The 24869-nt window shown below is 38.9% G+C and carries 23 protein-coding genes and 1 riboswitch; of the genes, 22 read left to right on the top strand and 1 reads right to left on the bottom strand.

The window, feature by feature from the left end:
- The first annotated feature begins 145 nt into the window (after window positions 1-145).
- The 4 genes from ACIQXN_RS18840 (at window position 146) to ACIQXN_RS18825 (ending at window position 5474) form a co-directional block, all read left to right on the top strand.
- Entirely contained in the window at window positions 146-1141 is a 996-nt protein-coding gene (locus ACIQXN_RS18840; RefSeq protein ID WP_402970168.1) for an LLM class flavin-dependent oxidoreductase, read from the top strand.
- A gap of 92 nt (window positions 1142-1233) precedes the next feature.
- Window positions 1234-2256 carry an LLM class flavin-dependent oxidoreductase gene (locus ACIQXN_RS18835; RefSeq protein WP_402970165.1) on the top strand — a complete coding sequence of 341 codons (1023 nt, stop codon included), beginning with the start codon at window positions 1234-1236 and terminating at the stop codon, window positions 2254-2256.
- 99 nt (window positions 2257-2355) lie between these two features.
- Window positions 2356-4104: an aminodeoxychorismate synthase component I gene (gene pabB / locus ACIQXN_RS18830; protein WP_402970162.1), complete on the top strand. Its 1749-nt coding sequence runs from the start codon at window positions 2356-2358 to the stop codon at window positions 4102-4104.
- Window positions 4105-4145: 41 nt separating this feature from the next.
- The gene (locus tag ACIQXN_RS18825; protein ID WP_402970159.1) at window positions 4146-5474 is read left to right on the top strand and encodes a D-serine ammonia-lyase; all 1329 of its coding nucleotides are present in this window, start codon (window positions 4146-4148) and stop codon (window positions 5472-5474) included.
- 50 nt (window positions 5475-5524) lie between these two features.
- Here ACIQXN_RS18825 and pdxR read toward each other — a convergent pair whose 3' ends face one another.
- Window positions 5525-6922, bottom strand: coding sequence for a MocR-like pyridoxine biosynthesis transcription factor PdxR (pdxR, locus tag ACIQXN_RS18820; protein ID WP_402970155.1), 1398 nt, complete (start codon window positions 6920-6922; stop codon window positions 5525-5527).
- A gap of 131 nt (window positions 6923-7053) precedes the next feature.
- Between pdxR and pdxS the strand changes: the two genes are divergently transcribed.
- The 18 genes from pdxS (at window position 7054) to glgA (ending at window position 24856) form a co-directional block, all read left to right on the top strand.
- Entirely contained in the window at window positions 7054-7941 is an 888-nt protein-coding gene (gene pdxS / locus ACIQXN_RS18815; RefSeq protein ID WP_402970152.1) for a pyridoxal 5'-phosphate synthase lyase subunit PdxS, read from the top strand.
- Between the two features lies 1 nt (window position 7942).
- Window positions 7943-8521 carry a pyridoxal 5'-phosphate synthase glutaminase subunit PdxT gene (gene pdxT / locus ACIQXN_RS18810; protein ID WP_402970149.1) on the top strand — a complete coding sequence of 193 codons (579 nt, stop codon included), beginning with the start codon at window positions 7943-7945 and terminating at the stop codon, window positions 8519-8521.
- A gap of 226 nt (window positions 8522-8747) precedes the next feature.
- The gene (gene ssuE, locus ACIQXN_RS18805) at window positions 8748-9281 is read left to right on the top strand and encodes an NADPH-dependent FMN reductase (RefSeq protein ID WP_402970146.1); all 534 of its coding nucleotides are present in this window, start codon (window positions 8748-8750) and stop codon (window positions 9279-9281) included.
- Between the two features lie 241 nt (window positions 9282-9522).
- Window positions 9523-9630: riboswitch (SAM riboswitch) on the top strand.
- 201 nt (window positions 9631-9831) lie between these two features.
- Entirely contained in the window at window positions 9832-9948 is a 117-nt protein-coding gene (locus ACIQXN_RS18800; RefSeq protein WP_402970247.1) for a YezD family protein, read from the top strand.
- Between the two features lie 160 nt (window positions 9949-10108).
- Window positions 10109-10825, top strand: coding sequence for a phosphoadenylyl-sulfate reductase (locus tag ACIQXN_RS18795; RefSeq protein WP_402970143.1), 717 nt, complete (start codon window positions 10109-10111; stop codon window positions 10823-10825).
- 23 nt (window positions 10826-10848) lie between these two features.
- Window positions 10849-11997 (top strand): sulfate adenylyltransferase, encoded by a 1149-nt coding sequence (gene sat, locus ACIQXN_RS18790; protein WP_402970140.1) that lies wholly within the window; start codon window positions 10849-10851, stop codon window positions 11995-11997.
- 29 nt (window positions 11998-12026) lie between these two features.
- A complete protein-coding gene (gene cysC / locus ACIQXN_RS18785; RefSeq protein ID WP_402970137.1) occupies window positions 12027-12626 on the top strand; it encodes an adenylyl-sulfate kinase in 600 nt (199 codons plus the stop codon).
- 468 nt (window positions 12627-13094) lie between these two features.
- Entirely contained in the window at window positions 13095-13871 is a 777-nt protein-coding gene (cobA, locus tag ACIQXN_RS18780) for a uroporphyrinogen-III C-methyltransferase (protein ID WP_402970134.1), read from the top strand.
- Complete coding sequence (locus tag ACIQXN_RS18775) at window positions 13871-14632, top strand: sirohydrochlorin chelatase (RefSeq protein ID WP_402970131.1); 762 nt, start codon at window positions 13871-13873, stop codon at window positions 14630-14632. The genes cobA and ACIQXN_RS18775 overlap by 1 nt, the downstream gene beginning before the upstream one ends.
- Window positions 14613-15227, top strand: coding sequence for an NAD(P)-binding protein (locus tag ACIQXN_RS18770; RefSeq protein ID WP_402970128.1), 615 nt, complete (start codon window positions 14613-14615; stop codon window positions 15225-15227). Before ACIQXN_RS18775 ends, ACIQXN_RS18770 begins: the two co-directional genes overlap by 20 nt.
- 138 nt (window positions 15228-15365) lie before the next feature.
- On the top strand, window positions 15366-16265 hold the full coding sequence (locus tag ACIQXN_RS18765; protein WP_402970125.1) for a sulfite exporter TauE/SafE family protein: 900 nt from the start codon (window positions 15366-15368) through the stop codon (window positions 16263-16265).
- A gap of 187 nt (window positions 16266-16452) precedes the next feature.
- Complete coding sequence (locus ACIQXN_RS18760) at window positions 16453-16668, top strand: hypothetical protein (protein WP_402970122.1); 216 nt, start codon at window positions 16453-16455, stop codon at window positions 16666-16668.
- Between the two features lie 350 nt (window positions 16669-17018).
- Window positions 17019-17525, top strand: a complete 507-nt coding sequence (locus ACIQXN_RS18755; RefSeq protein WP_402970119.1) for a mismatch-specific DNA-glycosylase — start codon at window positions 17019-17021, stop codon at window positions 17523-17525.
- Window positions 17526-17903: 378 nt separating this feature from the next.
- Window positions 17904-18917, top strand: coding sequence for a glycoside hydrolase family 15 protein (locus tag ACIQXN_RS18750; RefSeq protein ID WP_402970116.1), 1014 nt, complete (start codon window positions 17904-17906; stop codon window positions 18915-18917).
- A gap of 257 nt (window positions 18918-19174) precedes the next feature.
- Window positions 19175-21115: a 1,4-alpha-glucan branching protein GlgB gene (glgB, locus tag ACIQXN_RS18745; RefSeq protein ID WP_402970112.1), complete on the top strand. Its 1941-nt coding sequence runs from the start codon at window positions 19175-19177 to the stop codon at window positions 21113-21115.
- The gene (locus ACIQXN_RS18740; RefSeq protein ID WP_402970108.1) at window positions 21115-22281 is read left to right on the top strand and encodes a glucose-1-phosphate adenylyltransferase; all 1167 of its coding nucleotides are present in this window, start codon (window positions 21115-21117) and stop codon (window positions 22279-22281) included. The genes glgB and ACIQXN_RS18740 overlap by 1 nt, the downstream gene beginning before the upstream one ends.
- Before the next feature lie 18 nt (window positions 22282-22299).
- Window positions 22300-23406, top strand: a complete 1107-nt coding sequence (gene glgD, locus ACIQXN_RS18735) for a glucose-1-phosphate adenylyltransferase subunit GlgD (RefSeq protein WP_402970104.1) — start codon at window positions 22300-22302, stop codon at window positions 23404-23406.
- Window positions 23407-23419: 13 nt separating this feature from the next.
- Window positions 23420-24856 (top strand): glycogen synthase GlgA, encoded by a 1437-nt coding sequence (gene glgA, locus ACIQXN_RS18730; protein ID WP_402970101.1) that lies wholly within the window; start codon window positions 23420-23422, stop codon window positions 24854-24856.
- The last annotated feature ends 13 nt before the right edge of the window (window positions 24857-24869 follow it).

The following is a 24869-nucleotide window of genomic DNA, read 5'->3' as shown; positions in this document are numbered from 1 at the left end:
TATTTTATACTTCTATTCCCAGTTTTGTTCATCATCTTATTATTTTAGTTAAGAGGCCTGACTGACTTATAAGCTAATTAGGCGACATTTACCTATAGATGTTTTACGATTATGAATAAAAAGGTTTTGAAAGGAAGGAATGTAAATGAAGCTAAGCATTCTAGACCAATCACCCATTTCATCTGGTCAAACGGCACAACAGGCTTTACATGACTCACTACTTCTGGCGCAGGAAGCAGATAGACTGGGATACAGCAGGATATGGCTGACAGAACACCATGATTTACCAGGTCTGGCTTGTTCATCACCCGAGGTAATGATCAGTTATATTGGCACCCAAACGAAGAATATTAGAATTGGGGCTGGTGCTGTTTTACTTCCACACTATAAGCCGTTTCGAGTTGCCGAAACATTTAACATGTTGGCTACGCTTTTTCCTGGGCGAGTCGATCTCGGAATTGGACGTGCTCCTGGAGGTTCTGCAGAAGTAACCATGGCATTATCAGATAATTATTTGCAGAATGTCTATAAAATGCCGGATCTTGTACAGGAATTACTGCATTATTTGAGAAGGGACTTTCCAGAAAGTCACCAGTTTTCTACAATATCGGCGGCTCCCGTTCCTGAGACTTTACCGGTACCATGGATTCTGGGGACAAGTGAGAAAAGTGCGAAGCTAGCTGCGGAAAATGGTGTTGCCTATGCATTCGGTGAATTTATGAGTCAAAAAGACGGAGTGAAAAGCTTGCAGCTTTATCGTGATCAATTTCAAGCGAAGGGGACCCTCACCTCCCCAGAAACAATTTTAACAGTGGCTGTAATTTGTGCAGAAGATGAGGAAAAAGCGAAGGAAATCGCTTTAAGCAATACGTTATGGAGAATCCAAAGTGAACAAGGGGAAGGAAAAACAGTTCCCAGTATGCAAGAGGCAAAGCAATATGAATGGACGGAAAGGGAAAAAGACTTGAAAGAGAAAATAGAAGGGAAAATGATTACTGGTTCTCCATCTCAAGTGAAGCGTCGCCTATTAGATTTACAAGAGCGATATCAAGCTGATGAAATCATGTTAATCACGATTACACATGACTTGGAAGATCGCTTGAACTCGTTTCGCTTGATAGCAAAAGAATTTCTGAGGTGAGTGGATAAGCAATTCATGTGCAATATTCATGAATTTTCTATATGATGACTGTGCGTCCCAATAATTATAACCAATAGAAAGTAGTGGATTATATGAATTCTGAATCATCAACAAAAAAATTGAGTGATATATCTTTCTCCGTCTTGGATTTAGCCTCCATTATTAAAGGTGGTACGATAACGGCAGCATTTGAAAATACGGTGGACCTAGCCCAGCACGTGGAGAAATGGGGCTATCAGCGCTTCTGGGTAGCGGAGCATCATAGCATGCCAGGAATCGCCAGTTCAGCGACTTCAGTACTAATCGGCTATGTAGCTGGCAGAACTGAAAGCATCCGTGTTGGTTCTGGAGGAATCATGCTTCCGAACCATGCACCCCTTGTTATTGCAGAACAGTTTGGAACGCTTGAAGCAATGTATCCAGGAAGGATAGACTTGGGTCTGGGCCGAGCGCCGGGAAGCGATCAATATACTGCCATGGCCCTTCGTGGAGATGTCCGTAACAACGGGCAGGATTTTCCGGAACAGTTGGCACAGCTTCGCAGCTATCTACATCCAGATTCCAAGCACAACCGCGTTCGTGCCATACCGGGTGAAGGTCAGGATATTCCGCTTTGGTTACTGGGTTCAAGCGGATTCAGTGCAGCCTTATCGGCCAAACTTGGTCTCCCATTCTCGTTTGCCAGTCATTTTTCACCCGAAAATACAAAACCGGCCTTAGCTCGTTATCGTAATAATTTTCAACCATCCGAAGTTCTGGATAAACCGTACGCAATGGTTGGCATTAATGTATTTGCGGCGGACACTACTGAAGAAGCTCAAAAAATTTCGACCTCTTATCAACAGCAATTCTTAAACTTGATCCGAAACACTCCTGGACAAATGGCACCACCAGTCGATACGATGGATGGTATCTGGACCGAATACGAAAAAGCGATCGTCATGAAGCAATTGAACGCATCAATCATCGGAAATCCCGACGAAGTGAAGCAACAGCTACAGGCTTTTCTTGATGAAACACAGGCTGACGAAATGATTATAAACTCTGCCATTTATGATCATAAAGCTCGACTTCGTTCTTATGAAATCGTTGCTGAAGTCACTAGAATGAAATAAGTGTTAGAATAGAAAAGCTTGCAGATATTGCTTCTGCAAGCTTTTCTAAAACTTTTGATGAATATCCGAATATTCGATATACAATGGAAGGAGCGTTACATGAATCAGGAAGTTCCATTATCATTATTATTTCATTTTACAGACGGGCATGGAAAGATTAAACCAATGTACTTCAATGATCCGAAAGAAGTTGTAATAGCCCATTTCCTTGAAGAAGTTTTACCTGCATTTGAAAAAGTGCAGAAGGCGATTGACGAGGGCTTTTATGCAGCAGGTTATGTTTCTTATGAAGCGGCACCGGCCTTTGATAAAAGCTTTAAAGTAAAAGATGGAGCAAAAATGCCATTAGTATGGTTCGGGATTTTTGAAAAATCGGAGGAATTCATCGAAGAATCGTTGAATTCCTTTCAGGTATCGGATTGGGAATCTGAAACGGACTCCGAATCATATAATAAGGGTTTTCAAACGATTAAAGAAGAGATAGAGAAGGGAAACAGCTATCAGGTAAATTACACCATGCGGTTACGATCAAAGTTCGATGGGGATGACCTTGCCTTTTATAATCGCCTATGGATGGCCCAACGTTCGAACTATAGCGCATATTTGAATCTAGGGAGATACAGGATTCTTTCAGCTTCTCCAGAATTATTCTTTCGTTGGGAAGGGGGACAATTAGTCACTCGTCCTATGAAGGGGACAGTAAAGCGTGGCGGGAATAGTGAAAAAGATATGGAAAATGCCCGTTGGTTAGTAAACTCTGAAAAAAATCAGGCTGAAAATTTGATGATTGTCGATCTACTTAGAAATGACATGGGAATGGTGTCTGAGCCAGGGACGATAAAGGTACCAAAGCTTAAGGAAATTGAAAAATACCCGACCGTTTGGCAAATGACTTCCACAGTCACTGCAAAGACAAAGCCGGAAACAACTATCATTGATCTATTTCGAGCTCTTTTTCCATGTGGATCGATAACGGGTGCACCGAAAATTAAGACGATGGAAATCATCTCTGAACTCGAAAGTTCGCCACGTGAAGTGTATTGTGGTGCCATTGGATATATCACTCCGAATCGTGAGGCTGTTTTCAATGTACCAATACGAACGGTGGCGATTGATAAGGAAACCAATCAGGCCGAATATGGTGTGGGAGGTGGAATCACATGGGATTCAGCCCCATCCGAAGAATATGATGAAGCTTTTTTGAAAGCAAAACTATTAGCAGAAGAGCGTCCACTCTATCAGCTTTTAGAGGCACTCAGGTTGGAAAATGGTAAGTATTTCTTATTGGAGGGGCACATTGAAAGAATGGTACAGTCTGCTGATTATTTTGATTTTCTGCTCTCGGATAAAGCACTTAGAAATAAACTCAATGAATACGCATCCTTACATTCTGACACTTTAGAAAAGGTTCGGGTCCTTGTTTCGGAAAAAGGTGAGATTAAAGTTTCCGGGCAAGTAATTGATGGGTTGAATCCGGAACTTTCTGTTATCGTGGCAGAAAGTTTTGTTAATAGTCAAAATCCATTTCTTCATCATAAGACTACTAATCGAGACGTTTATGACCAGTTTAAAAGAAGGCATCCTGTTTTTGATGACGTATTACTCTGGAATGAAAAAGGGGATATCACTGAGTTCACGAACGGGAACGTCCTAGTGAAGATTAATGGGGAGCTCTTCACCCCTCCTTTGGAATCTGGTTTACTTGCAGGTACTTATCGTCAAGATCTTTTAAAGAGGAATGAGGTTCAGGAAAGAAAAATAAAAAAGGTTGAAATGTATACAGCCGAAGAAGTTTGGTTCATTAATAGTGTAAGAGGAAGGGTAAAAGTTAACCTTACATATCAATAAAAATTCTAGCTTACCAATACTTATGACTTGGAGGAACGGATATGCAAGAACAAAAAATTGCGGGACTGACAAAAGAAGAATGGCAAGAGAACCCCTTACTTAAACGAATTATGGACACGGAAGAGACATTTTGGCTAAATCCTAAATACAAAAACAGTTATAGTAATCCTATTGTTCAACCAACAAAAGTGAAGGAAGCCGAAGAAAGGTTAGAAAGATTTGCACCGTATATTGCCAAAGCATTTCCAGAAACAAAACCAATGGAAGGAATCATTGAGTCTCCACTAGTGGAAATATATTCCATGAAGCGTGAATTAGAAAAGTCTTATAATCTAGCGATTCCAGGAAAACTTATGCTTAAGTGTGACAGTCACTTACCGATTTCCGGTTCCATCAAAGCCCGGGGAGGAATTTATGAAGTATTGAAAAGAGCGGAAGAGATAGCGATGAAGGAAAGGGGGTTCAAGGAATCTGATGACTACGAATTGCTAGCGAGTGATGATTACAAAGAGCTTTTTTCAAACTACTCCATTGCGGTGGGGTCAACAGGAAATCTAGGATTAAGCATTGGAATCATTAGTGCACGCCTTGGATTTAAGGTGACTGTCCATATGTCAGCCGACGCCAAACAGTGGAAAAAGGATAAACTGACGTCCATCGGCGTCATCGTAAAACAATATGAAGAGGACTACAGCAAAGCAGTTGAGGAGGGACGGAATCAGGCTTCACTTGATCCCCGATGTCATTTTATTGATGATGAAAATTCAGTTGACTTGCTATTTGGTTATGCAACGGCAGCATCACGATTGAAAGAACAGTTGAAAGAAAGATCGATTTTAGTTGACGAAAATCATCCACTGTTCGTGTATTTGCCATGTGGAGTGGGTGGTGGTCCTGGCGGGATTACATATGGGCTTAAATTGGCCTTTCAAAAAAATGTCCATTGTTTCTTTGCAGAGCCAACACATTCACCATGTATGACACTTGGATTAGCAACAGGGCTTCATGAAAAAGTCTCCGTGCAAGACTTCGGAGTGGATAATAAAACAGAAGCGGATGGACTCGCAGTCGGAAGGCCCTCCAAGTTAGTATCGGAAATGATGACATCCATGTTGAGTGGAAGTTACACGATTGAAGATGGAAAATTGTTTGAGTTACTTCGAAAGTTGGCCCAAACTGAAAATTATTACCTGGAGCCTTCTGCACTGGCAGGTGTATATGGACCGGTCCAGATGTTCCGAAGCGAAGAGGGAGAAAGATATATTCGAGAGGAAGAACTGACAGGGAAGCTGAATCAAGCAACGCACATCGTGTGGGCTACAGGGGGAAGTATGGTTCCGAAAGAAATGATGGATACATACTTATCTTAGATGTAGAATCAAAAAAGAAGTTCAGAATCTTACTGAACTTCTTTTTTGATTCAGAAACCCCAAGAGTGCAGCAAAGAATGAATTGCGTTTTCCAATTTTGTCTCAGGAATTCCTGCAAAACCAAGAATGATTTTGGGGGGATTATCGTCCTTGTTTTGAATACTATAGGAGGACAATCCGTAAATTTTAAGATGGGCATCTGAAGCTCTTTGGATAAGCTTCTCTTCTTTCATTCCGTTTTTTACGATGAGAACGATGTGAAGTCCTGATCGTTCACCAATAATGGAAATCTGCCGATGATAAGGTTTAAACAGATCAATGACCTTTTCCAATTTTCGACGATAAACTTTTCTCATTCGGTTCAAATGTTTTTCAAAATCTCCTTCTCTCATGAACTGCGTCAATGCATGCTGGTCGATACGGGAGACAGTTGAATGGTAAAAAGATAATTCGTTTTTATGTCTCTCTAGTAATGGAGGAGGCAAGACCATATAGCTTATCCGGATAGACGGAATCAATGATTTGGAAAATGATCCTAAATAAATCACTTTATCTCCTGCATCCAAACTTTGTAGAGACGGGATCGTTTTACCGCTATAACGGAATTCACTATCATAATCGTCTTCGATGATATAACGGTTTTCTGCCCCTTGTGCCCAGTTTAACAATCGTGTTCGCCGGTTAACTGACAAAACGGTGCCATATGGGAAATGATGTGAGGGGGTTGCATAAAGGACATCAATATTGGATTGCTCAATCGGGTCGACCCTCACGCCTTCTTCGTCTACATCCAAAGGATACACATCATTTGGATAGCTTTTCAAAATCCGTAATATTAAATGGTATCCAGGATCCTCAACGCCATAAACAGTTTTTTTATCAAAAAGAAGAATTAGTTGTTGCAGTAAAATCTCCAGACCAGCGCCTATGATGATTTGATCCGGCGCACATTGGACACCGCGTGAGTGGTACAGGTAGTGTGCTATTTCGCACCGTAACTCATACTCCCCTTGCGGATCTCCAAGTAAAAGAAGCTCTTGATGAGATTTGTCTATATTGTTTTTTATATATTTACGCCATTTTTCAAACGGGAAATTTTCTGTGTCAATCTGGCTGGGGTGAAAATGATACAGGAAATCCATGACGTTATTAACTGTCTTTGTTTCAGGAACATTCAACGGTTGTGTATATTCTAAATCCTCTGATGTTTGAATGTAATATCCTTTTCTTGCGATGACCTCAACATAGCCTTCAGCAGATAACTGTTCATAAGCGGCTTCGACTGTGTTTTGACTGATTTGGAGAAACTCCGCCAATTTTCTTTTTGAAGGGAGCTTTGTACCAAAGGGAAGCCGTCCTTCGATGACTTCTTTTTTTATATGTAAATATAACTGTTCATATAATGGTTCTTCGCCCATGCGATTTAAGTTGCATGCTAGCATATTCATTTTCTTCCGCCTTTATTCGTGATTGACTTCTGACCCTATAGTTTTTTGAAAAACTGATACTTTCAATGTGGTCAATTCTTTCTTATACTAATAAACAAATCAAAAAAATGCAAATATAAGGGGGAAGAACAATGGAAAAGTTAGTAGGAACCGACACTGTTAAAAGAGGAATGGCACAAATGCAAAAGGGTGGAGTCATTATGGATGTCGTGAATGCAGAGCAAGCAAGAATTGCCGAAGCAGCAGGAGCTGTCGCTGTTATGGCCCTTGAGAGGGTACCATCCGATATTCGTGCAGCAGGAGGAGTGGCAAGGATGGCCGATCCGAGAATCGTTGAGGAGGTTTTGGATGCCGTATCCATACCTGTCATGGCTAAAGCAAGAATTGGCCATATAGTTGAAGCAAGGATTTTAGAATCGATGGGGGTGGATTATATCGATGAAAGTGAAGTACTGACTCCGGCCGATGATGAATACCATATATTGAAAAGCGATTATACGGTACCTTTTGTATGTGGTTGCCGCGATTTAGGTGAAGCTAGCCGACGTATCGGAGAAGGGGCTTCCATGCTTCGAACTAAGGGGGAACCTGGAACTGGGAATATTGTCGAAGCTGTCCGGCATATGAGGAAAGTTCAGTCGCAAATTCGAAAAGTGAGTATGATGAGTGAGGATGAATTAATGACTGAAGCAAAAAATATTGGTGCTCCTTATGATGTTCTTAAAGAAATCAGGAGGACTGGTAAATTGCCTGTAGTCAACTTCGCCGCAGGTGGCATCGCGACTCCGGCTGATGCCGCACTGATGATGGAACTTGGAGCAGATGGTGTATTTGTCGGTTCAGGTATTTTCAAATCAGAGAATCCCGAAAAATTCGCAGCGGCCATCGTACAAGCAACTACATATTTTACCGATTATGAATTGATAGGAAAACTGTCAAAAGAATTGGGAAGCGCCATGAAAGGAATAGATATTTCTAAGTTAGCCCCAGCTGAGAGAATGCAGGAGCGTGGGTGGTAACATGATAACCATAGGAGTTTTAGGTTTACAGGGGGCTGTCGATGAACACATGATCCAAATCAGGTCAGTCGGTGAACACGCGGTTCTTGTAAAGAAGCCAGAGCAGTTAGGGGATATTGACGGCTTAATCATTCCGGGTGGGGAAAGTACCACAATGGGAAAACTGATGGATCATTACGGTTTCATGGACTCCATTACAGCATTTTATGAACAAAAGAAACCGATTTTTGGCACTTGTGCCGGCATGGTATTAGTTGCAAAGGAATTGGTTAGTTTGGAAGCACCTCATCTTGGGTTGATGGATATTTCCGTGAAAAGGAATGGATTCGGTCGGCAACGGGAAAGTTTTGAAGCACCACTACTTGTAAAAGGGATGGAAGATCCTTTTAAGGGGATCTTTATCAGAGCGCCCCTTGCAGTAAGGGTGGGTAAAAATGTGGAAGTATTAGCAAGGTATGACGAGAACATCGTCGCAGCTAGGCAAGAACATGTCCTTGTCAGTGCATTTCATCCAGAACTAGCAGGTGATAATCGGTTTATGCAACACTTTATTGATATGGTTAAAAATCCCGTGTATTAAGTTGAGGTGGGTTACACTGAGCTGTCCTAATAGGGCAGTTTTTTTTATAATGGATTAAAAGAATTTCAATTAAATATAAAGGCCAACCAATTCATTTGACTTTTTTCTGATTATTAAGATAATTAAATAAGGATTTCATAACTGGAAAGGAATCATACCTCAAGTATATATATCGCATTCCTGGGACCATGAGTTTTTTCTGGATAGATATAAGGAGGAATAAAAAATGAGCGAAATTGTAATTTTGTCAGGCAGTCCTGCTATACCTTCAAGGACAGATATCTTACTGAAATATATCGAGACATTAGTGGGAAAAGAGGGATTTACCACTGATTATTATTCTATTACGGAGTTTTCAGCAACCGATTTATTCCAAGGCCGCTATGACAGTGAAGATATTTTAATGGTGTCAGAAAAGATTAAGCGAGCTAACGGTATCATTATTGGTTCACCAGTCTATAAGGCATCGTATACAGGCGTGTTGAAAGCTTTAATCGATCTATTTCCCGAAGGTGCCTTTAAAGATAAGCCAGTGTTACCCATTATGATTGGAGGAAGCAACAGGCATTTATTAGCGATAGATTATGCTCTGAAACCATTAATTTCAATTTTGAAGGGTGAACCGATGCAGGGGTTATACTTTGTGGATAAGGAAGTTGATAAGCAGAATCCGTTAAGCCCCATTAGGGATGGAGAATTGCTGAATCGTACACAAAGCCAAGTAAAGGAATTCATAGAAGCCATTCAAAAAAGAATGTAATGGAGAAATACTAAGTACAGCTGTAATTTTCGTTTTTGTTATCCATAGATGACTATAGGCTTATTTATTTCAATCCTGTTTTGGAATAAATAAGCCTATATAATTAACGTAAGGAATAATGTAGCAAATGGGAATGATTTGTGTATAATAATAGCAGTTCATCCAAAATATTAAACCAAGTTAATTTATATGAAAACTCCATTGACAATGATTTGATATATGTTAATATTTAAAATAATAAAACTTATCCAGAGTGATGGATGGTTTTTACCCTTTTAAGTTCAGCAACCTGCAAGGTGTATATAAGGTGCCAACTCCAACAAAATGTCATCATTTTGGAAGATAAGGTAAATAAGTTTACCTTTTAATCTTTCCATTTTGGAAGGACTTTTCTTATTATGAAAAATAAATTTAACTGTTATGACTGTAATATTGATCGTATAAAATTTAGGAAAATTCATTTAACAAGCTGATCATCTTTGCGACAAGTCAGTCGACGAGTTTTCTTAAAGGAGGAATGGGCTTGGAAAAAGAAAATCAGCTGGGGGAAATATTTGAACGGCTGCAAGAAATGCTGAAAACGATGAAATATGGTTCGATAACACTTATCGTTCAGGATGGTAAGGTTATTCAGATGGAAAGAAACGAAAAAATGAGAATTAAATAAAGTGACTGCTGACTAGAAAAACTAGAGGCGGTTTTAACTGATATATAAGGTATTATTGGTTAAAACTGCTTTTTTTCTTATATTATAATACAATGATGTGTCATGGGTTATAACAGATACCTGATGGATCATAAGGTAATTTGTTAGAGGGGGTATAGAATTGGCAGAACTATTAAACTATGAAACCATCGATACAGCTGTACTACCTTCATTTCCAGAAGACAGTGAGACAAAAGGAGCTCTAGAAGTACTCGAATGGGCAAATTCCGAGTATGCTGATAAGCTCATTTATGCTTGTAGTTTTGGTATTGAAGGAATTGTTTTGACAGACCTGCTGGCAAAGGTCAATCCTGCAGCCAAAATCGTTTTTTTAGATACTGATGTTCATTTTACAGAAACATACCAATTAATCGAACAAGTAAAAAAGCGTTATCCACAGCTGTCCATCGAATTGAAGAAACCGGAATTGACATTAGAAGAACAAGCCGCTGAATTCGGTGATGAGTTATGGGTCCATGATTCGAATAAATGCTGTAACATCCGCAAAATTACGCCTCTCACAGAAGTACTTTCAACGGCGACCGCCTGGCTTTCTGGACTTCGTAGGGAACAATCAGAAACAAGGGCATTGACCGAATATATAAATAAAGATAATAAATTCAAATCGATAAAAATTTGCCCGCTCATACATTGGACATGGAAAGATGTCTGGCGGTATGCACATAAAAACGGCTTACCATATAATGTGCTTCATGATAATGGGTACCCAAGTATTGGTTGTAAGACATGCACTGCACCTGCTATCAATGCCGAGGATCTTCGTTCAGGACGTTGGCAAGGTGCGCAAAAAACGGAATGTGGATTACATTTATCTTAAAAAATTATCAGGGGGAAATTAACGTGACTAATAGCTTGCCGCACGGAGGAACATTAATCAACCGTTTTGAACCAGACTATGATTTGTCTAATATTGAAAAATCAGTGGAGATAGATGAAATTGCCCTAAGTGACTTGGAACTTATCGGGACGGGTGCCTACAGTCCCATCGAAGGATTCTTTACGAAAGAGGACTATCATTCAGTGGTAAAGGACATGCGCCTTAGCAGCGAACATGTCTGGAGCATTCCTATTACATTACCTCTAGCTGATGATATCGCAAATGCCCTTACTATAGGGGAAAAAGTAAAGTTGACCCACGAAGGACAAATTTATGGAGTCTTGATGATTTCCGATATCTTCATTCCTGATAAGCAATTGGAAGCAACTCTGGTCTATCAAACGGATGATGAGAACCATCCAGGTGTAAAAAACCTATATAACCGTGGCAATGTTTATGTGGGTGGGGAAATCAAACTTGTCAAACGAATCGAGCGTCCATTATTCGAGGATCATTATTTAGATCCGATTGAGACACGTAAGGCATTTGAAGATAAAGGTTGGAAAACGGTCGTTGGATTCCAAACTAGAAATCCTGTTCACCGTGCACATGAATATATTCAAAAGACAGCACTGGAGATAGTAGACGGATTATTCTTAAATCCATTGGTTGGTGCCACCAAATCCGATGACATCCCTGCTGACGTTCGGATGGATAGCTATAAAGTATTACTTGAAAAGTATTATCCTAAAGAGCGTGTCTCACTCGCAGTATTCCCTGCTGCGATGCGTTATGCAGGACCCAGGGAAGCGATATTCCATGCTATGGTTCGTAAAAACTACGGATGCACTCACTTTATTGTCGGTCGTGACCATGCTGGAGTCGGCGATTATTATGGAACGTATGATGCACAAAAAATCTTCAGTAATTTTACTGCTGATGAGTTAGGGATTACATTGTTATTCTTTGAACATAGCTTCTATTGTAAAACATGTGGAAATATGGCTTCTGCAAAGACATGTCCACATGGCAAAGAAGATCATGTTATCCTTTCAGGTACGAAAGTTAGGGAAATGCTGCGAAACGGAGAAATCCCGCCAGCCACATTCAGCCGCAAAGAAGTAATCGAAGTGTTAATAGAAGGGCTTAAAAAGAATGAGGTATATAACTAAATGTAGTAAACAATTAAAGGAGGATCTTAATGAGTAAAAGTAGCAATGTAACTTGGCATGAATCGTCTTTATCTAAGGAACTGCGCCGTAAGCAAAACGGACATGAGAGTACCGTGTTATGGTTTACCGGACTTTCAGGATCTGGAAAATCAACGATTGCCAATGCTGTAGCAAAAGAGCTATATAATCGGAATATTCGTAGTTATGTTTTGGATGGGGATAACATTCGTCATGGACTCAATAAAGATTTAGGCTTCTCTGAGGATGACCGCACGGAGAATATTAGACGCATTGGGGAAGTTTCCAAGCTTTTCGTTGATAGTGGACAGTTCGTATTAACGGCATTTATATCACCTTTTCGGGCAGATCGTCAAATCGTTCGCGACCTGCTTGAAGAAGGCGAGTTTATTGAGGTGTACCTAAAATGTCCGCTTGAAGAATGCGAAGTTCGTGATCCAAAAGGTCTTTACGACAAGGCACGTAAAGGTATCATTAAAGATTTCACTGGAATCGATTCTCCATATGAAGAACCTGAACATCCTGAAATCGTTTTGGAATCCGATCAGTATAGCATAGAAGAGTGCGTCGAACAGGTTATAGACTATTTGACCACAAAGAGAGCGATATAACTTAGGGAAAAGGATTGGGCGGCAACCTGTACTTGCCTATAATATATTGGACGATTGCAGATTATGCGTTAATGTTACTTCTATTCCATTCCTAAACTAGAAATAGATGTGTTCAATGAGCAGGCTTAATATACAACGGTAAAGAAGCTTGCTATTGTATGATGCGGGCTTTAAAGTCCATGTGAAATTTCACATAGGGCCAACAGATTACCTTGTAAATATTACGGTAGATAAATAAACGGTGATTCTTATTCTGTTTAAAGTTACAATCAAGTATGAATACATCGCATCAACATTATCTCTGAAACAGATGAAATGTTCTCCAGAACGTTGATATCAACCTGAAAATCATATCCGGAAAATGCCGACCATTACTGAATCATTATAGAAAAGAAAAATATTAAAAATGGAGCATGTTTCGTTTAAGCTGATTTTGAAACAATACTCTTAGGGAAAGGCGGATTGCAAATGGGGAAAGTGTATCTAGTAGGAGCCGGTCCCGGAGATCCAGATTTAATTACAGTAAAAGGATTGAGATGCATTCAAGAAGCGGATGTAATTTTATATGATCGCCTTGTCAACAAAGAATTGTTGGCATATGCAAAAGAAGGAGTCGAATTGATTAATTGTGGGAAATTGCCGGATTATCATCTTCTGCAACAAGAAACAATCAATCGGTTTCTTATCAAATATGCCAAAAAAGGTAAGGTTGTCACTCGGCTGAAAGGCGGAGATCCATTTGTGTTCGGGAGAGGCGGAGAGGAAGCAGAGGCGCTTGCCGAAAATGGAATACACTTTGAAATTGTGCCAGGCATCACTGCAGGTATAGCCGCTCCTGCATATGCGGGAATTCCAGTGACCCATAGAGAACATGCTTCATCATTCGCCATTGTAACGGGTCATCGTAAAAAGGACGAGGAAGATAATATCAAATGGGAATCTCTGGCTAAAGGTATCGATACATTGGCCATCTACATGGGTGTTAAAAATCTTCCATATATCCAAGCGAAACTCCTGGAACATGGGAAAAATCCGGAAACACCTGTAGCATTAATCCATTGGGGGACATTAAATGCACAACAGACGGCAATCAGTACACTAGCCAATATAATAGAAACAGCCCAAAACGAAGGTATCTCCAACCCGTGTATGATTCTAATTGGAGAAGTGGTGGCCTTAAATGAAAAAATTAGCTGGTTTGAACCAAGGCAAGTCGAAAAGTTACTGGCCAACGAGGCCTATTGATGGAAGCTATTCTTTACATATGCCATGGAAGTCGTGTTAATGAGGCCGCCGCGCAAGCTGTAAATTTTATAAAAGAATGCATGAAACGGCAGTCAAACATTATTCAAGAGTATTGCTTTCTTGAATTGGCTAGTCCGACGATAGAAGACGCTTATGCAACGTGCGTACAAAGGGGAGCAACAAAAATAATCGCTATCCCAGTTCTATTGTTAACTGCTGCACATGCTAAACATGATATTCCGGATGTTTTACATAAAATGAAAAACCTTTTTCCTGAGGTCGAATTGAAATATGGAAGACCGATAGGGGTCAGCGAGAAAATGGTTGATATTTTAGAAGAGCGGTTGCTAGAAACGAAAAGAAAGATAACTGACCAATCACTGATTCTCCTAGTTGGCAGGGGTAGCAGCGATCCTGACGTAAAAAAGGACTTAAGCCATATAGCGGATTTACTTCAAATCCGGATGCCCAATACTACAGTGAAAGACTGTTATTTGACAGCTGCCACTCCAAGTTTTGAAGATGCACTGATACAAGTGGAATCGTATCCAGTAAATCAAATCTTTATCATTCCTTATCTATTATTCACTGGTCTTTTAATGCAATCGATGGAAAAGGCTATAGGGGAAATCCAACGGACAAGCGAGCAAGAGTTTGTCCTTTGCCATTATCTCGGCTATCATCCAAAGATTGAAAAAGTAATAGGAGAAAGAATACAGGAATTGTCTGGAGAGAGTGCTTATGTATCCAATTACGCTTAAGATTGAAAATAAGAAGTGCGTCATTATTGGCGGTGGAAAAATTGCTTTATGGAAAGCTATATCTTTACTTGAAGCAGGTGCTACTGTAACTGTAATAAGTCCTGAGATATGTGAAGGGTTCAGGCCACTTCAAGAACAGGGGAACGTTCATGTTGTCCTTAAAGAAGTAGAACCCATGGATTACAAAGATGCCTTTTTAATCATTGCGGCCACCAACTCTTCAGAAGTAAATGAGGAAATTTACAACAATGCTCACGTAAACCAACTTGTCAATGTCGTCAGCAATCAGGAGCTTGCGAATTTCCATATCCCAGCATCATTTCATAGGGGAAAACTTTCAATCAGTGTATCTACTAATGGTGCAAGCCCTCAGCTTGCTAAAAAGATTCGTAATGAACTTATGGAAGTATATGATGAATCATATGAAGAGTATCTCGAATTTCTTTTCGAGGCAAGAATGCATATTAAAAACAGTTCATTTACCGCAACAGAAAAATCTAGGTTATTAAAAGATTCGATTGATGAGCTGTATAAGCATTCCGTAAAAGAGAGATATCGTTTTTTAGTAAGTCTTATGCCAGTGGAAGTTGTATAAAAATGGGCTGATCAGAGAAACTGAAGGCACCTAATCAAAATGATTATTATCATTTTGATTAGGTGCCTCTTTTTGCCTTTACATAACGGTGATAGGACCTGTTTGTGATCCTATGAATTTAAGAAAAAGAGGGAAGACATGAAAAAGTTAATGGTTTTAGCCTTCATCGGTTTTTTAGCTCAGTTAATTGATGGTTCTCTTGGGATGGGGTACGGTGTTAGCTCATCTTCACTCTTATTGACGTTTGGAATTGTCCCAGCTGTAGCTTCAGCTTCTGTTCATTTATCGGAAGTCGTCACTACTGCTGTTTCAGGAGCTTCGCATATCAAGTTTGGTAATGTTGACAAGAATATGGTCTTACGTTTAATAATCCCTGGTTCAATTGGTGCCTTCGTGGGGGCTTGTTTTTTGAGTAACCTGCCAGCTGAGATCGCAAGGCCATATATCGCTATCTTTTTATTAGGATTAGGGATTTATGTCTTATTTCGCTTTCTTTTTATTTTCAAACCGTCAGAGGAAAACGAATCCTTTAAACCATTAACTGCGAAACAATCTATTCCACTTGGTCTATTTGCCGGTTTTTGTGATGCAACAGGCGGTGGGGGATGGGGCCCAATAGCAACTCCTGTCTTGTTATCAAAAAAAGGGATGACCGCGAGGAAAGCGGTAGGGACAATTGATACAAGTGAGTTTGCGATCGCCTTTTTTGGAAGTCTTGGTTTTATTCTCTCTCTAGGATGGGGAGCTGTTAATTGGTTCTGGGTTGCTGCACTCATTATTGGTGGCGTGGTGGCGGCACCGATAGCAGCTTACTTTGTTCGCATCCTGCCTGCTCATTTAATGGGAGTTCTAGTGGGAGGATTCATCATTTTAACTAATATTAGAACAGTTTTATCTTCGTGGGTTCCAGAGGATATACATTCCTTTATTTATGTTTTGGTTCTCATAGCGTGGCTTGCTGGAATCTATCATACTGCTACAAAAATGAACGCGACAAAAAATCAAGGACTTATCCAACAAAAGCAAAATGTCTCTTAAAGAACGACCCTCGTGGTTGTTCTTTTTATTTCCATGACGTGTAGTATGACCTGGATGATCTTACACTTATTAAATTCCGGCCCTTATTCTTATCCATATAATTTTAGGAAATTAAAGGAATAAGTCCAATCGGATGGGACAAGGCATCCATATACTATGGTTAAAGTTATGAATAGGGGGTCATTTTATGTCCATTTTTTCCAAGGGTTCTAATAAACTCAATTTGGGAAAGATTCTTGCGCAGTTTCAGTCTGGCGATTCTATTATTATAGAGGTATTTCCAGGATATTTCTTTACGATCGATAATAAGTTCAATGCCGCACTTAAGAAAAGAGAAGAGGACAAGTGTCGCCATGATGATACTTGTAAAAAGAAAAAACACAATAAAAAAGATGAAGATTAATATGATATCACACGTAAACTGGATAGCACTCCATTAACTATAAATAGAAACAGTCTTCTATATGTTGGCTGTTTCTTTACTGTTCGGAATTATAAAGTACGCAGTATCAGATAATTTTAGACTCGTAAACGAATTTAATATAGTTTATATGAGAAATGGAGCCTCAACTCAAGAATGCCAGTGGCCAGAAAATTTGATTCTGGCTTAAGAAAAAAAGTCTAAAACTATATCCTTTGTAAGTTTTTTGAAAGATTTTCCATAAACAAAACATCCGAAAAGGTAGTTAAATATTATGCGGTTTTGTACAATAATATTATAGAGATAAGTGTACATATAAAAGGAGTTTTACAATGCATAGCATTCCCGATCATTTAAAGAGAAACCTGGATATTTTATTTGTTGGTTTCAATCCTAGTATTCGTTCTGGTCAGACAGGACATCATTATGCTAATCCGAATAATCGATTCTGGAAAATTCTCTTTGAGTCAGAATTAACAAGTAGAAAATATCATCCTTCTGAAGATTTCACTTTATTAGAATTAGGGTATGGGTTTACTAATATAGTTTCTAGACCGACTAAAGGTGCTGTGGATATCACAAAAGAAGAGTATAAAGAAGGAAGAAAGCAACTGCTTGAAAAAATCAAAGTTTATAAACCTAAACTAGTTTGTTTCGTCGGTAAGGGTGTATATCAAGAGTATCGACAAAAACGGAACGTTCCATGGGGATTACAGGAAGATTCCTTATCGCAGGACACTATGGAATTTGTAGCTCCATCCTCAAGTGGTTTGGTTAGGATGAAGATAGAGGATATTATTGAGATTTATCGAGAATTACCTGAGCTATTGAAAGAGTGAAATACATAATTATGAGAAATTTATGGGCAAGGAAAAAGGTGGTGCATTTACTGATTGTGACTGGGAGGAGGGATTGCACCCCTCTTTACTTGGCTTGCGGGAAGCTTTCTTTTAATGACATAACCAGTTTTATTTTAGAAAAAATAAGAAAAGTGCTAAATGTTTTGAAAATAGGTCGATATAACTATTAGGGTGATATCCTTACTGAGTTTCTTTTTGTAAAAGAAAAGGGGTGCCTGATTATCAATTCTGCTTTGAATTACATATTCTATAGTAGATAATTTTCGTATTGTAAGCGCTTTAATTGAAAGGTGATGTTTAAAAACCGTATACCTGTTAACAATGTGAATAAGCAAATCGCTCGGAGGTGTTTAATTAATGAATATAAATGGTGCCTTAGATGTTCTTGATCGTATGCGTCTTTCTAATGGAGCATATACGGCTAGTATTTCGGAAGATTATAATTATGTGTGGATTCGGGACGTAGTTTATACAGTGTTACCTTTTGTGAATGATACATCTGACCGTTATATGAAGGCCTACCATGCCTTATTTGATATTTTTCGTACGTATGAGTGGAAGATAGACATTCATACCAAAAAGAAACCCCAGTATCTTTTTGAATATATTCATGCAAGATACTCAACTGACCTTAAGGAACTTCCAGTCGAATGGGGGCATGCCCAGAATGATGCAATTGGAGCATTCTTATGGGGTGTCGGAGAAGGTTATCGGAACGGACAAAAGGTCTTAAGAGATGAACATGACTTACAAATTGTTCAAAAGTTGGTCGATTATTTGGAGTGCCTTCAATATTGGCAGGCTGGCGATAATGGCATGTGGGAAGAAAATATAGAAATACATGCATCGAGCATTGGAGCTTGTGTAGCTGGTTTAACTTCCGTGAAAATGCTTGTCAATGTAAAGGAAGAATTAATCAAGAAGGGGGAGGAGGCACTTCGTTTCCTGCTTCCGAGAGAAAGCTATACGAAAGAAACCGATCTCGCCCTATTATCGTTAATTTATCCATACCGTCTTGTTGACCGTAATATAGCCCTGAAAATATTGGAGAATGTTACTGACCGTCTTGAAAGAGCCCACGGTTGTATCCGTTATGAGAGGGATCTTTATTATAATGATGGCCAAGAAGCCGAATGGTGCTTCGGCCTACCTTGGATTGGTCTTTGTTACCTCGAATTAGGTATGGTTAACAAGGCAATGGACTACATTGACAAAACAAAAAAGATCATACCTTTGAATTGGGAAGTGCCAGAATTATATATTGGAGGAAGTAATATTCCTAACGGAAATACCCCATTAGCTTGGTCAGTATCATTATCGTATTTGTTTTTGGAAAAAACCAACATGTTGCAAAATGAACAAATCAAGTAAGATGATTTCTTATATCATTTGTTTAGCTCTTTCCGATTAGGGAAGGGCTTAAATCATTTTCCGATAATAAAAATAACATTTATTGGTTGTGGTTCCATTTATATGTTTCGAAAATGATAATAAAGGGCATTTATTACAATATATCGCCTCTGTATGAAGGATAAATCCCATTTTTAACGAATATATATATGAACTGGTAATTATGGAATTGAATATGCTACCGAGTTTATTTTGTTCATGTTGATGGAGGCGGATAAATGAAGACAATGATTGGCCAGCTAGAAGAAAGTTATCCAAGTGACTTCGATTTATATTTATTTCATGAAGGTACTCTTTATGAAAGCTATAAAATGCTTGGGGCACACATTCTAACATCATCAGGTAAAGAAGGTGTAAGATTCGCAGTTTGGGCACCTCATGCCAAGAAAGTGTCAGTAGTTGGGAATTTTAATGATTGGAATGGTACTGACCATAGTATGAAACGAATCGAGCATTCCGGTATCTGGGTATTATTTGTACCAGGTTTAAAAGAAGGTGATTTGTATAAATATGAAATACATTCACCGGGAAATAAGCGGTTTCTCAAGGCAGACCCTTATGCATTTTATTCAGAAAAAAGACCTAATACAGCCTCTATCGTTCATAGATTGGATACCTTTGAATGGAATGATTCGAAATGGGTAAGCAATAGGAAAAAGGAAAATGTTTATCATAAACCTATGTCAATCTATGAAGTGCACCCAGGCACATGGAAACAGTCAGAATTGTCGGAATTTTATTCCTATCGAGAGTTGGCAGATCGCTTAGTTGAGTATGTAGTCGACAATGGGTTTACTCATATTGAATTAATGGCAATCATGGAACATCCATTCGATAAATCATGGGGATATCAGGTCACAGGTTATTACTCAGTAAATAGCCGTTATGGTTCTCCAAATGATTTTAAATATTTCGTTAACCTCTGTCACCAAAAGGGCATAGGTGTCATCCTAGATTGGGTTCCTGCTCACTTTTGTAAAGATTCTCATGGTCTTGCCCGTTTCGACGGGACTCCACTATTTGAACCAATTGATTTTAATAGGGCGAATCGCCCCATTTGGGGAACGTTTAATTTCGATTTTACGAAGCCAGAGGTTAATAGCTTTCTAATTTCAAATGTGATGTTCTGGATGGATGTGTATCATATCGATGGTGTTCGAGTTGATGCCGTCTCTTCAATGATTTATCTGAATCATGATAATCCACTGCCAGAAAAACTTCAAAATCAATATGGCGGTGAAGAGAACATAGAAGCCATTCAGTTCTTAAAAAAATTAAATGAAGTGGTTTTTAATAAATATCCTAATGCTTTAATGATGGCTGAAGAAGCAACTGATAGACCCCTAATTACTTCACCAACGAATATAGGAGGTCTAGGCTTTAATTATAAATGGAATATGGGATGGGCTAATGATATCCTCCGATACATGAAACTAGATACTCTAGAAAGACCAAACCATCATAACCTCTTAACCTTCTCTTTTTATTATGCCTTTTCAGAAAACTTCATCCTACCCTTTTCTCATGATGATGTCGTCCATGGAAAAAGGTCTTTACTGAACAAGATGCCTGGAGACTATTGGCAGAAGTTTGCGAATTTACGTTTGCTCCTTGGTTATTTCATGACACATCCAGGGAAGAAGCTTCTTTTTATGGGCGGAGAATTTGGACAGTTTATTGAGTGGAAAGATGATGAGCAATTGGATTGGTTTCTTTTAGAATATGAGTCCCACACAAAGTTAGCTCTTTACTTTCGAACGCTACAAAAATTTTACCGGGAAACTTCATCATTATGGAGACAGGATCATGATCAAGAGGGGTTCGAATGGATAGAACCAAATAATAGTTCCCAAAGTATCCTTACGTTTATGAGAAAAGGAAAGAGAAAAGGTGATTATTGTATCGTCGTTTGTAATTTTTCAGAACAGATACACTATGAGCACCGAATCGGTGTACCATCTCAAGGAAAATATATAGAGGTCTTTAACAGTGATGCTCTAAATTTTGGAGGGTCTGGTCAAATCAATCAAGAACCCCTTCAAGTCAAAAAAGAACCTTTTCACAATCAGAGATACAGTATGAATATAACGGTTCCTCCACTTGGAATTTCAATTTTCATGAAGCAAACAAAAAAAAGGGCGGGGAGAGTGAGCGATTAATGGGAGCGAAAAAATGGATTGCGATGTTATTGGCAGGAGGTCAGGGCTCTAGGTTAGGTGAATTGACTATAGGATTAGCCAAACCAGCTGTTCCTTTCGGAGGGAAATATAGAATCATAGATTTTCCGTTAAGCAATTGCACTCATTCTGGTATCGATACAGTCGGTGTGCTAACTCAATATCAGCCACTGATACTAAATGATTATGTTGGAAACGGAAAAGCATGGGATCTGGATTTAGATGTTGGCGGTGTTTCCGTCCTTCCCCCATACCAAGGGAAAGAGGGGGGAGAATGGTATAAAGGAACAGCCAATGCTGTTTACCAAAACATTCAATATATTGATAATTACGATCCTGAACACGTGCTAATCCTATCGGGTGACCATATTTATAAAATGGACTATAGCAAAATGCTGGACTATCATATCGAAAAATCTGCAGAGGCAACTATAGCCGTGATTCAAGTCCCTTGGCAGGAAGCAAGTCGCTTCGGCATAATGAATACGAATGAAAGTGACCGAGTCACTCAATTTGATGAAAAGCCTAAGTATCCGAAGAGTAATCTGGCTTCTATGGGAGTTTATCTTTTTAATTGGAAAACATTGAGAAAATACCTCATAAATGACGAAAAGGATTCGAATTCTTCAAATGATTTTGGCAGCAATATCATTCCTAAAATGCTGGAAGATAGAAAGAACCTGTATGCTTACCGATTTAATGAATATTGGAAGGATGTCGGGACGGTTGAGAGCCTGTGGCAAGCCCATATGGATTTATTGGAAGAAACTCCGAATTTCCAGTTGGATGACTCACAATGGAAAATTTTTGCCCGTAATGCAAATCATCCGCCACAATATATTTCGAAAGAAGCACAAGTGACACAATCACTTGTGAACGAAGGCTGTATGATATATGGCACAATTGATCACTCCGTCTTATCCTATAATGTTCAGGTGGGCTATGGTTCAACCATTAAAGATTCTGTCATAATGCCGAATGTCACAATAGGCAATAACGTTCATATTGAAAGAAGTATCATAGCAAGTAATTGCGTTATTGAAGATGGGGCTATTGTTGGTAATTCTACAGCGACTTCCGATATTACCTTAATTGGTGAAAACCAGACCATTACTGATTCAAATAAAAAAAAGATAACTCTTAATTAAATCATGGGGGGCGTTGCAATGGAAAATGTGTTAGGAATCATCAATTTAATTAATGAAAAACAACATTTAAAAGAATTGACTGCTCACCGTAATGTGGCTTCTGTGCCATTTGGCGGTCGATATCGTCTAATCGACTTTACGATGTCAAATTTCATTCATGCAGACGTTTCAAAGGTTGCCGTCTTTCCAAAAGAAAAATATCTTTCTGTCATGGATCATTTAGGATCTGGGAAGGAATGGAACTTAGATCGCCGTTCAGGTGGATTATTCATTTTGCCCCCTATTCATCCCGATGAGACGGTAACAGGAGACATGAAACAATTTTATGATCATCTCAGCTTTTTTGAGCGGGCAGAGGCAGATACAGTCATCATATCTCCAGGATGTCATGTTTGTAAATTGGACTTCAATGATGTTCTTGCTTACCATAAAAAAGAGAAAGCGGATATCACTGTCGTTTATAAGGATTATGTGGGGGAATCCATTGAAAAACCCATTTACCATAAATGTTCAGTGAATACGGATGGTGCTATTACAGACATAAGCTTTTTTACTATACCTCAACCGGGGGACCATGTATGTCTAGAAACCTTCATTATCAGCAAAAGCCTTTTGGTGAATTTAATTAAGAGTTGTGTTGCCAATGGGGAATATGATTTCTTGAAGGATGCGGTTAAAGCCAATCTTCACCGTTTAACTGTTAAAGGCTATCATTTCACGGGAGATATGCCATTTATACATTCTATTGAAAGTTTTCATTCGAGTAATATGGACTTCTTGAATCCTTCTGTTATCCGTTCTTTTTTTGGAGATACATGGAACGTTTATACAAAAATTAAAAATGAAGCACCGGCCAAATATACGCAATCTTCTAAAGTTACAAATTCTTTGATAGCCAATGGGTGTAATATTGAAGGTACGGTTGAGAACAGTATTCTATTTAGGGGCGTCAAGGTGAAAAAAGGAGCAGTCGTAAAGAATAGTATCATTATGCAAAAAGGTGAGATAGAAGAAGGGGCAGTTGTAGAAAATATTATAACTGATAAAGAAGTTAGAATTACAAGGGATAAAGAAGTTATTGGTCTTCAACAACCTACTGTCATAAAAAAAGCAGAAGTTATTTAATGGAGGTACAGCTATGAATGTTCTATTTGCTGCTTCAGAATGCGCTCCTTTCATTAAAACGGGAGGGCTTGGAGACGTGATAGGAGCGCTCCCAAAAGCGCTTAAAAAGCAAGGAATCAATGTAAGTGTCATTCTTCCTAAATTCGAAGATCTTCCCTTTCATATCAAAAAGGAAATGACACATGTAACCAGTATCGAAGTTCCTGTAGGGTGGCGCCAGCAATTTTGCGGAATTGAAAAGTTGGTAGCCAATGGAATTACATATTATTTTCTTGATAATGAATATTATTTTAAGCGACACGGAAGTTATGGATATTTTGATGATGGTGAGAGATTTGCTTTTTTTTCCCGTGCGATATTAGAGTCCATTCCTTTTTTAGAAGATCTTCCTGAAATCATCCACTGCCATGATTGGCAGACAGGATTGGTCAGTGTATTGTTAAAAGCACATTATCAAAAACATCCTTTATATGAAGATATAAAAACGGTATTCACCATACATAATTTACTCTATCAGGGTATTTACCCTAAAACTGTCCTAGCGGAATTACTTGATTTAAGTGAATTGTATTTTAATATCGATGGTCTTGAGTTCCACGGTAATGTGAGTTATCTAAAAGCAGGTTTGGCCTTCGCAAACTATGTCACCACCGTAAGCCCTACTTATGCAGAAGAGATACAGACTCCCTATTATGGAGAGCAATTGGATGGCTATCTGCGTAAAAGAAATGGTGATCTTAAGGGTATTATAAATGGCATAGACAATGAATCTTATGATCCTTCGACAGATGAATACTTACCAATACCTTTTACGACATATGAAGGAAAAATGAAAAACAAACGTAATTTACAGGAGACATTGAATCTCCCGGTCAATGATGAGATACCGGTCATATCAATGGTGACACGATTGGTTGACCAAAAAGGGATAGACCTAATCCTACATGTCTTTCATGAAATGATGGGTCAGGGCATACAGTTCATTTTACTAGGTACGGGTGAAGAAAAATATGAATCGGCATTTCGTAATTTAGCTGAGCAATATCCGAATCAAGTTTCAACGAATACGTATTTCGATGAAGGAATGGCTAGAAGGATTTATGCAGGATCTGATATATTTTTAATGCCCTCACAGTTTGAACCTTGTGGGATCGGTCAACTTTTAGCCATGCGTTATGGTGCATTACCATTGGTAAGAGAGACTGGTGGACTTCGTGATACAGTCATTCCTTTTAACCAATTTACAGGGGAAGGTAATGGTTTTAGTTTTACGAATTATAACGCTCATGATATGCTTCATACAATTGAACAGGCTGTAGGAATGTATAAATTCCAACCGAAAAGGTGGCGTCAGCTGGTTGAAAACGCCATGAAGGAAGATTTCAGTTGGAATTCTTCATCTTCACACTATATAGATTTATATGAAAACTTAATTCCAATCAAAAAATAATACCCTGACAAAA

It is taken from the genome of Peribacillus sp. NPDC097295, from assembly GCF_044761665.1.
In the GTDB taxonomy this organism is placed as follows: domain Bacteria; phylum Bacillota; class Bacilli; order Bacillales; family DSM-1321; genus Peribacillus.
Note: the sequence above shows the minus strand (reverse complement) of the source record. Positions and strands in the feature narration are given on the sequence as shown.

What these genes read in the sequence shown, in the direction of transcription:
- ACIQXN_RS18840 (WP_402970168.1), top strand. Translation starts at nt 146, where the DNA reads ATGAAGCTAAGCATTCTAGACCAATCACCCATTTCATCTGGTCAAACG.
- ACIQXN_RS18835 (WP_402970165.1), top strand. Translation starts at nt 1,234, where the DNA reads ATGAATTCTGAATCATCAACAAAAAAATTGAGTGATATATCTTTCTCC.
- pabB (WP_402970162.1), top strand. Translation starts at nt 2,356, where the DNA reads ATGAATCAGGAAGTTCCATTATCATTATTATTTCATTTTACAGACGGG.
- ACIQXN_RS18825 (WP_402970159.1), top strand. Translation starts at nt 4,146, where the DNA reads ATGCAAGAACAAAAAATTGCGGGACTGACAAAAGAAGAATGGCAAGAG.
- pdxR (WP_402970155.1), bottom strand. Translation starts at nt 6,922, where the DNA reads ATGAATATGCTAGCATGCAACTTAAATCGCATGGGCGAAGAACCATTA.
- pdxS (WP_402970152.1), top strand. Translation starts at nt 7,054, where the DNA reads ATGGAAAAGTTAGTAGGAACCGACACTGTTAAAAGAGGAATGGCACAA.
- pdxT (WP_402970149.1), top strand. Translation starts at nt 7,943, where the DNA reads ATGATAACCATAGGAGTTTTAGGTTTACAGGGGGCTGTCGATGAACAC.
- ssuE (WP_402970146.1), top strand. Translation starts at nt 8,748, where the DNA reads ATGAGCGAAATTGTAATTTTGTCAGGCAGTCCTGCTATACCTTCAAGG.
- cysC (WP_402970137.1), top strand. Translation starts at nt 12,027, where the DNA reads ATGAGTAAAAGTAGCAATGTAACTTGGCATGAATCGTCTTTATCTAAG.
- cobA (WP_402970134.1), top strand. Translation starts at nt 13,095, where the DNA reads ATGGGGAAAGTGTATCTAGTAGGAGCCGGTCCCGGAGATCCAGATTTA.
- ACIQXN_RS18775 (WP_402970131.1), top strand. Translation starts at nt 13,871, where the DNA reads ATGGAAGCTATTCTTTACATATGCCATGGAAGTCGTGTTAATGAGGCC.
- ACIQXN_RS18770 (WP_402970128.1), top strand. Translation starts at nt 14,613, where the DNA reads ATGTATCCAATTACGCTTAAGATTGAAAATAAGAAGTGCGTCATTATT.
- ACIQXN_RS18765 (WP_402970125.1), top strand. Translation starts at nt 15,366, where the DNA reads ATGAAAAAGTTAATGGTTTTAGCCTTCATCGGTTTTTTAGCTCAGTTA.
- ACIQXN_RS18760 (WP_402970122.1), top strand. Translation starts at nt 16,453, where the DNA reads ATGTCCATTTTTTCCAAGGGTTCTAATAAACTCAATTTGGGAAAGATT.
- ACIQXN_RS18755 (WP_402970119.1), top strand. Translation starts at nt 17,019, where the DNA reads ATGCATAGCATTCCCGATCATTTAAAGAGAAACCTGGATATTTTATTT.
- ACIQXN_RS18750 (WP_402970116.1), top strand. Translation starts at nt 17,904, where the DNA reads ATGAATATAAATGGTGCCTTAGATGTTCTTGATCGTATGCGTCTTTCT.
- glgB (WP_402970112.1), top strand. Translation starts at nt 19,175, where the DNA reads ATGAAGACAATGATTGGCCAGCTAGAAGAAAGTTATCCAAGTGACTTC.
- ACIQXN_RS18740 (WP_402970108.1), top strand. Translation starts at nt 21,115, where the DNA reads ATGGGAGCGAAAAAATGGATTGCGATGTTATTGGCAGGAGGTCAGGGC.
- glgD (WP_402970104.1), top strand. Translation starts at nt 22,300, where the DNA reads ATGGAAAATGTGTTAGGAATCATCAATTTAATTAATGAAAAACAACAT.
- glgA (WP_402970101.1), top strand. Translation starts at nt 23,420, where the DNA reads ATGAATGTTCTATTTGCTGCTTCAGAATGCGCTCCTTTCATTAAAACG.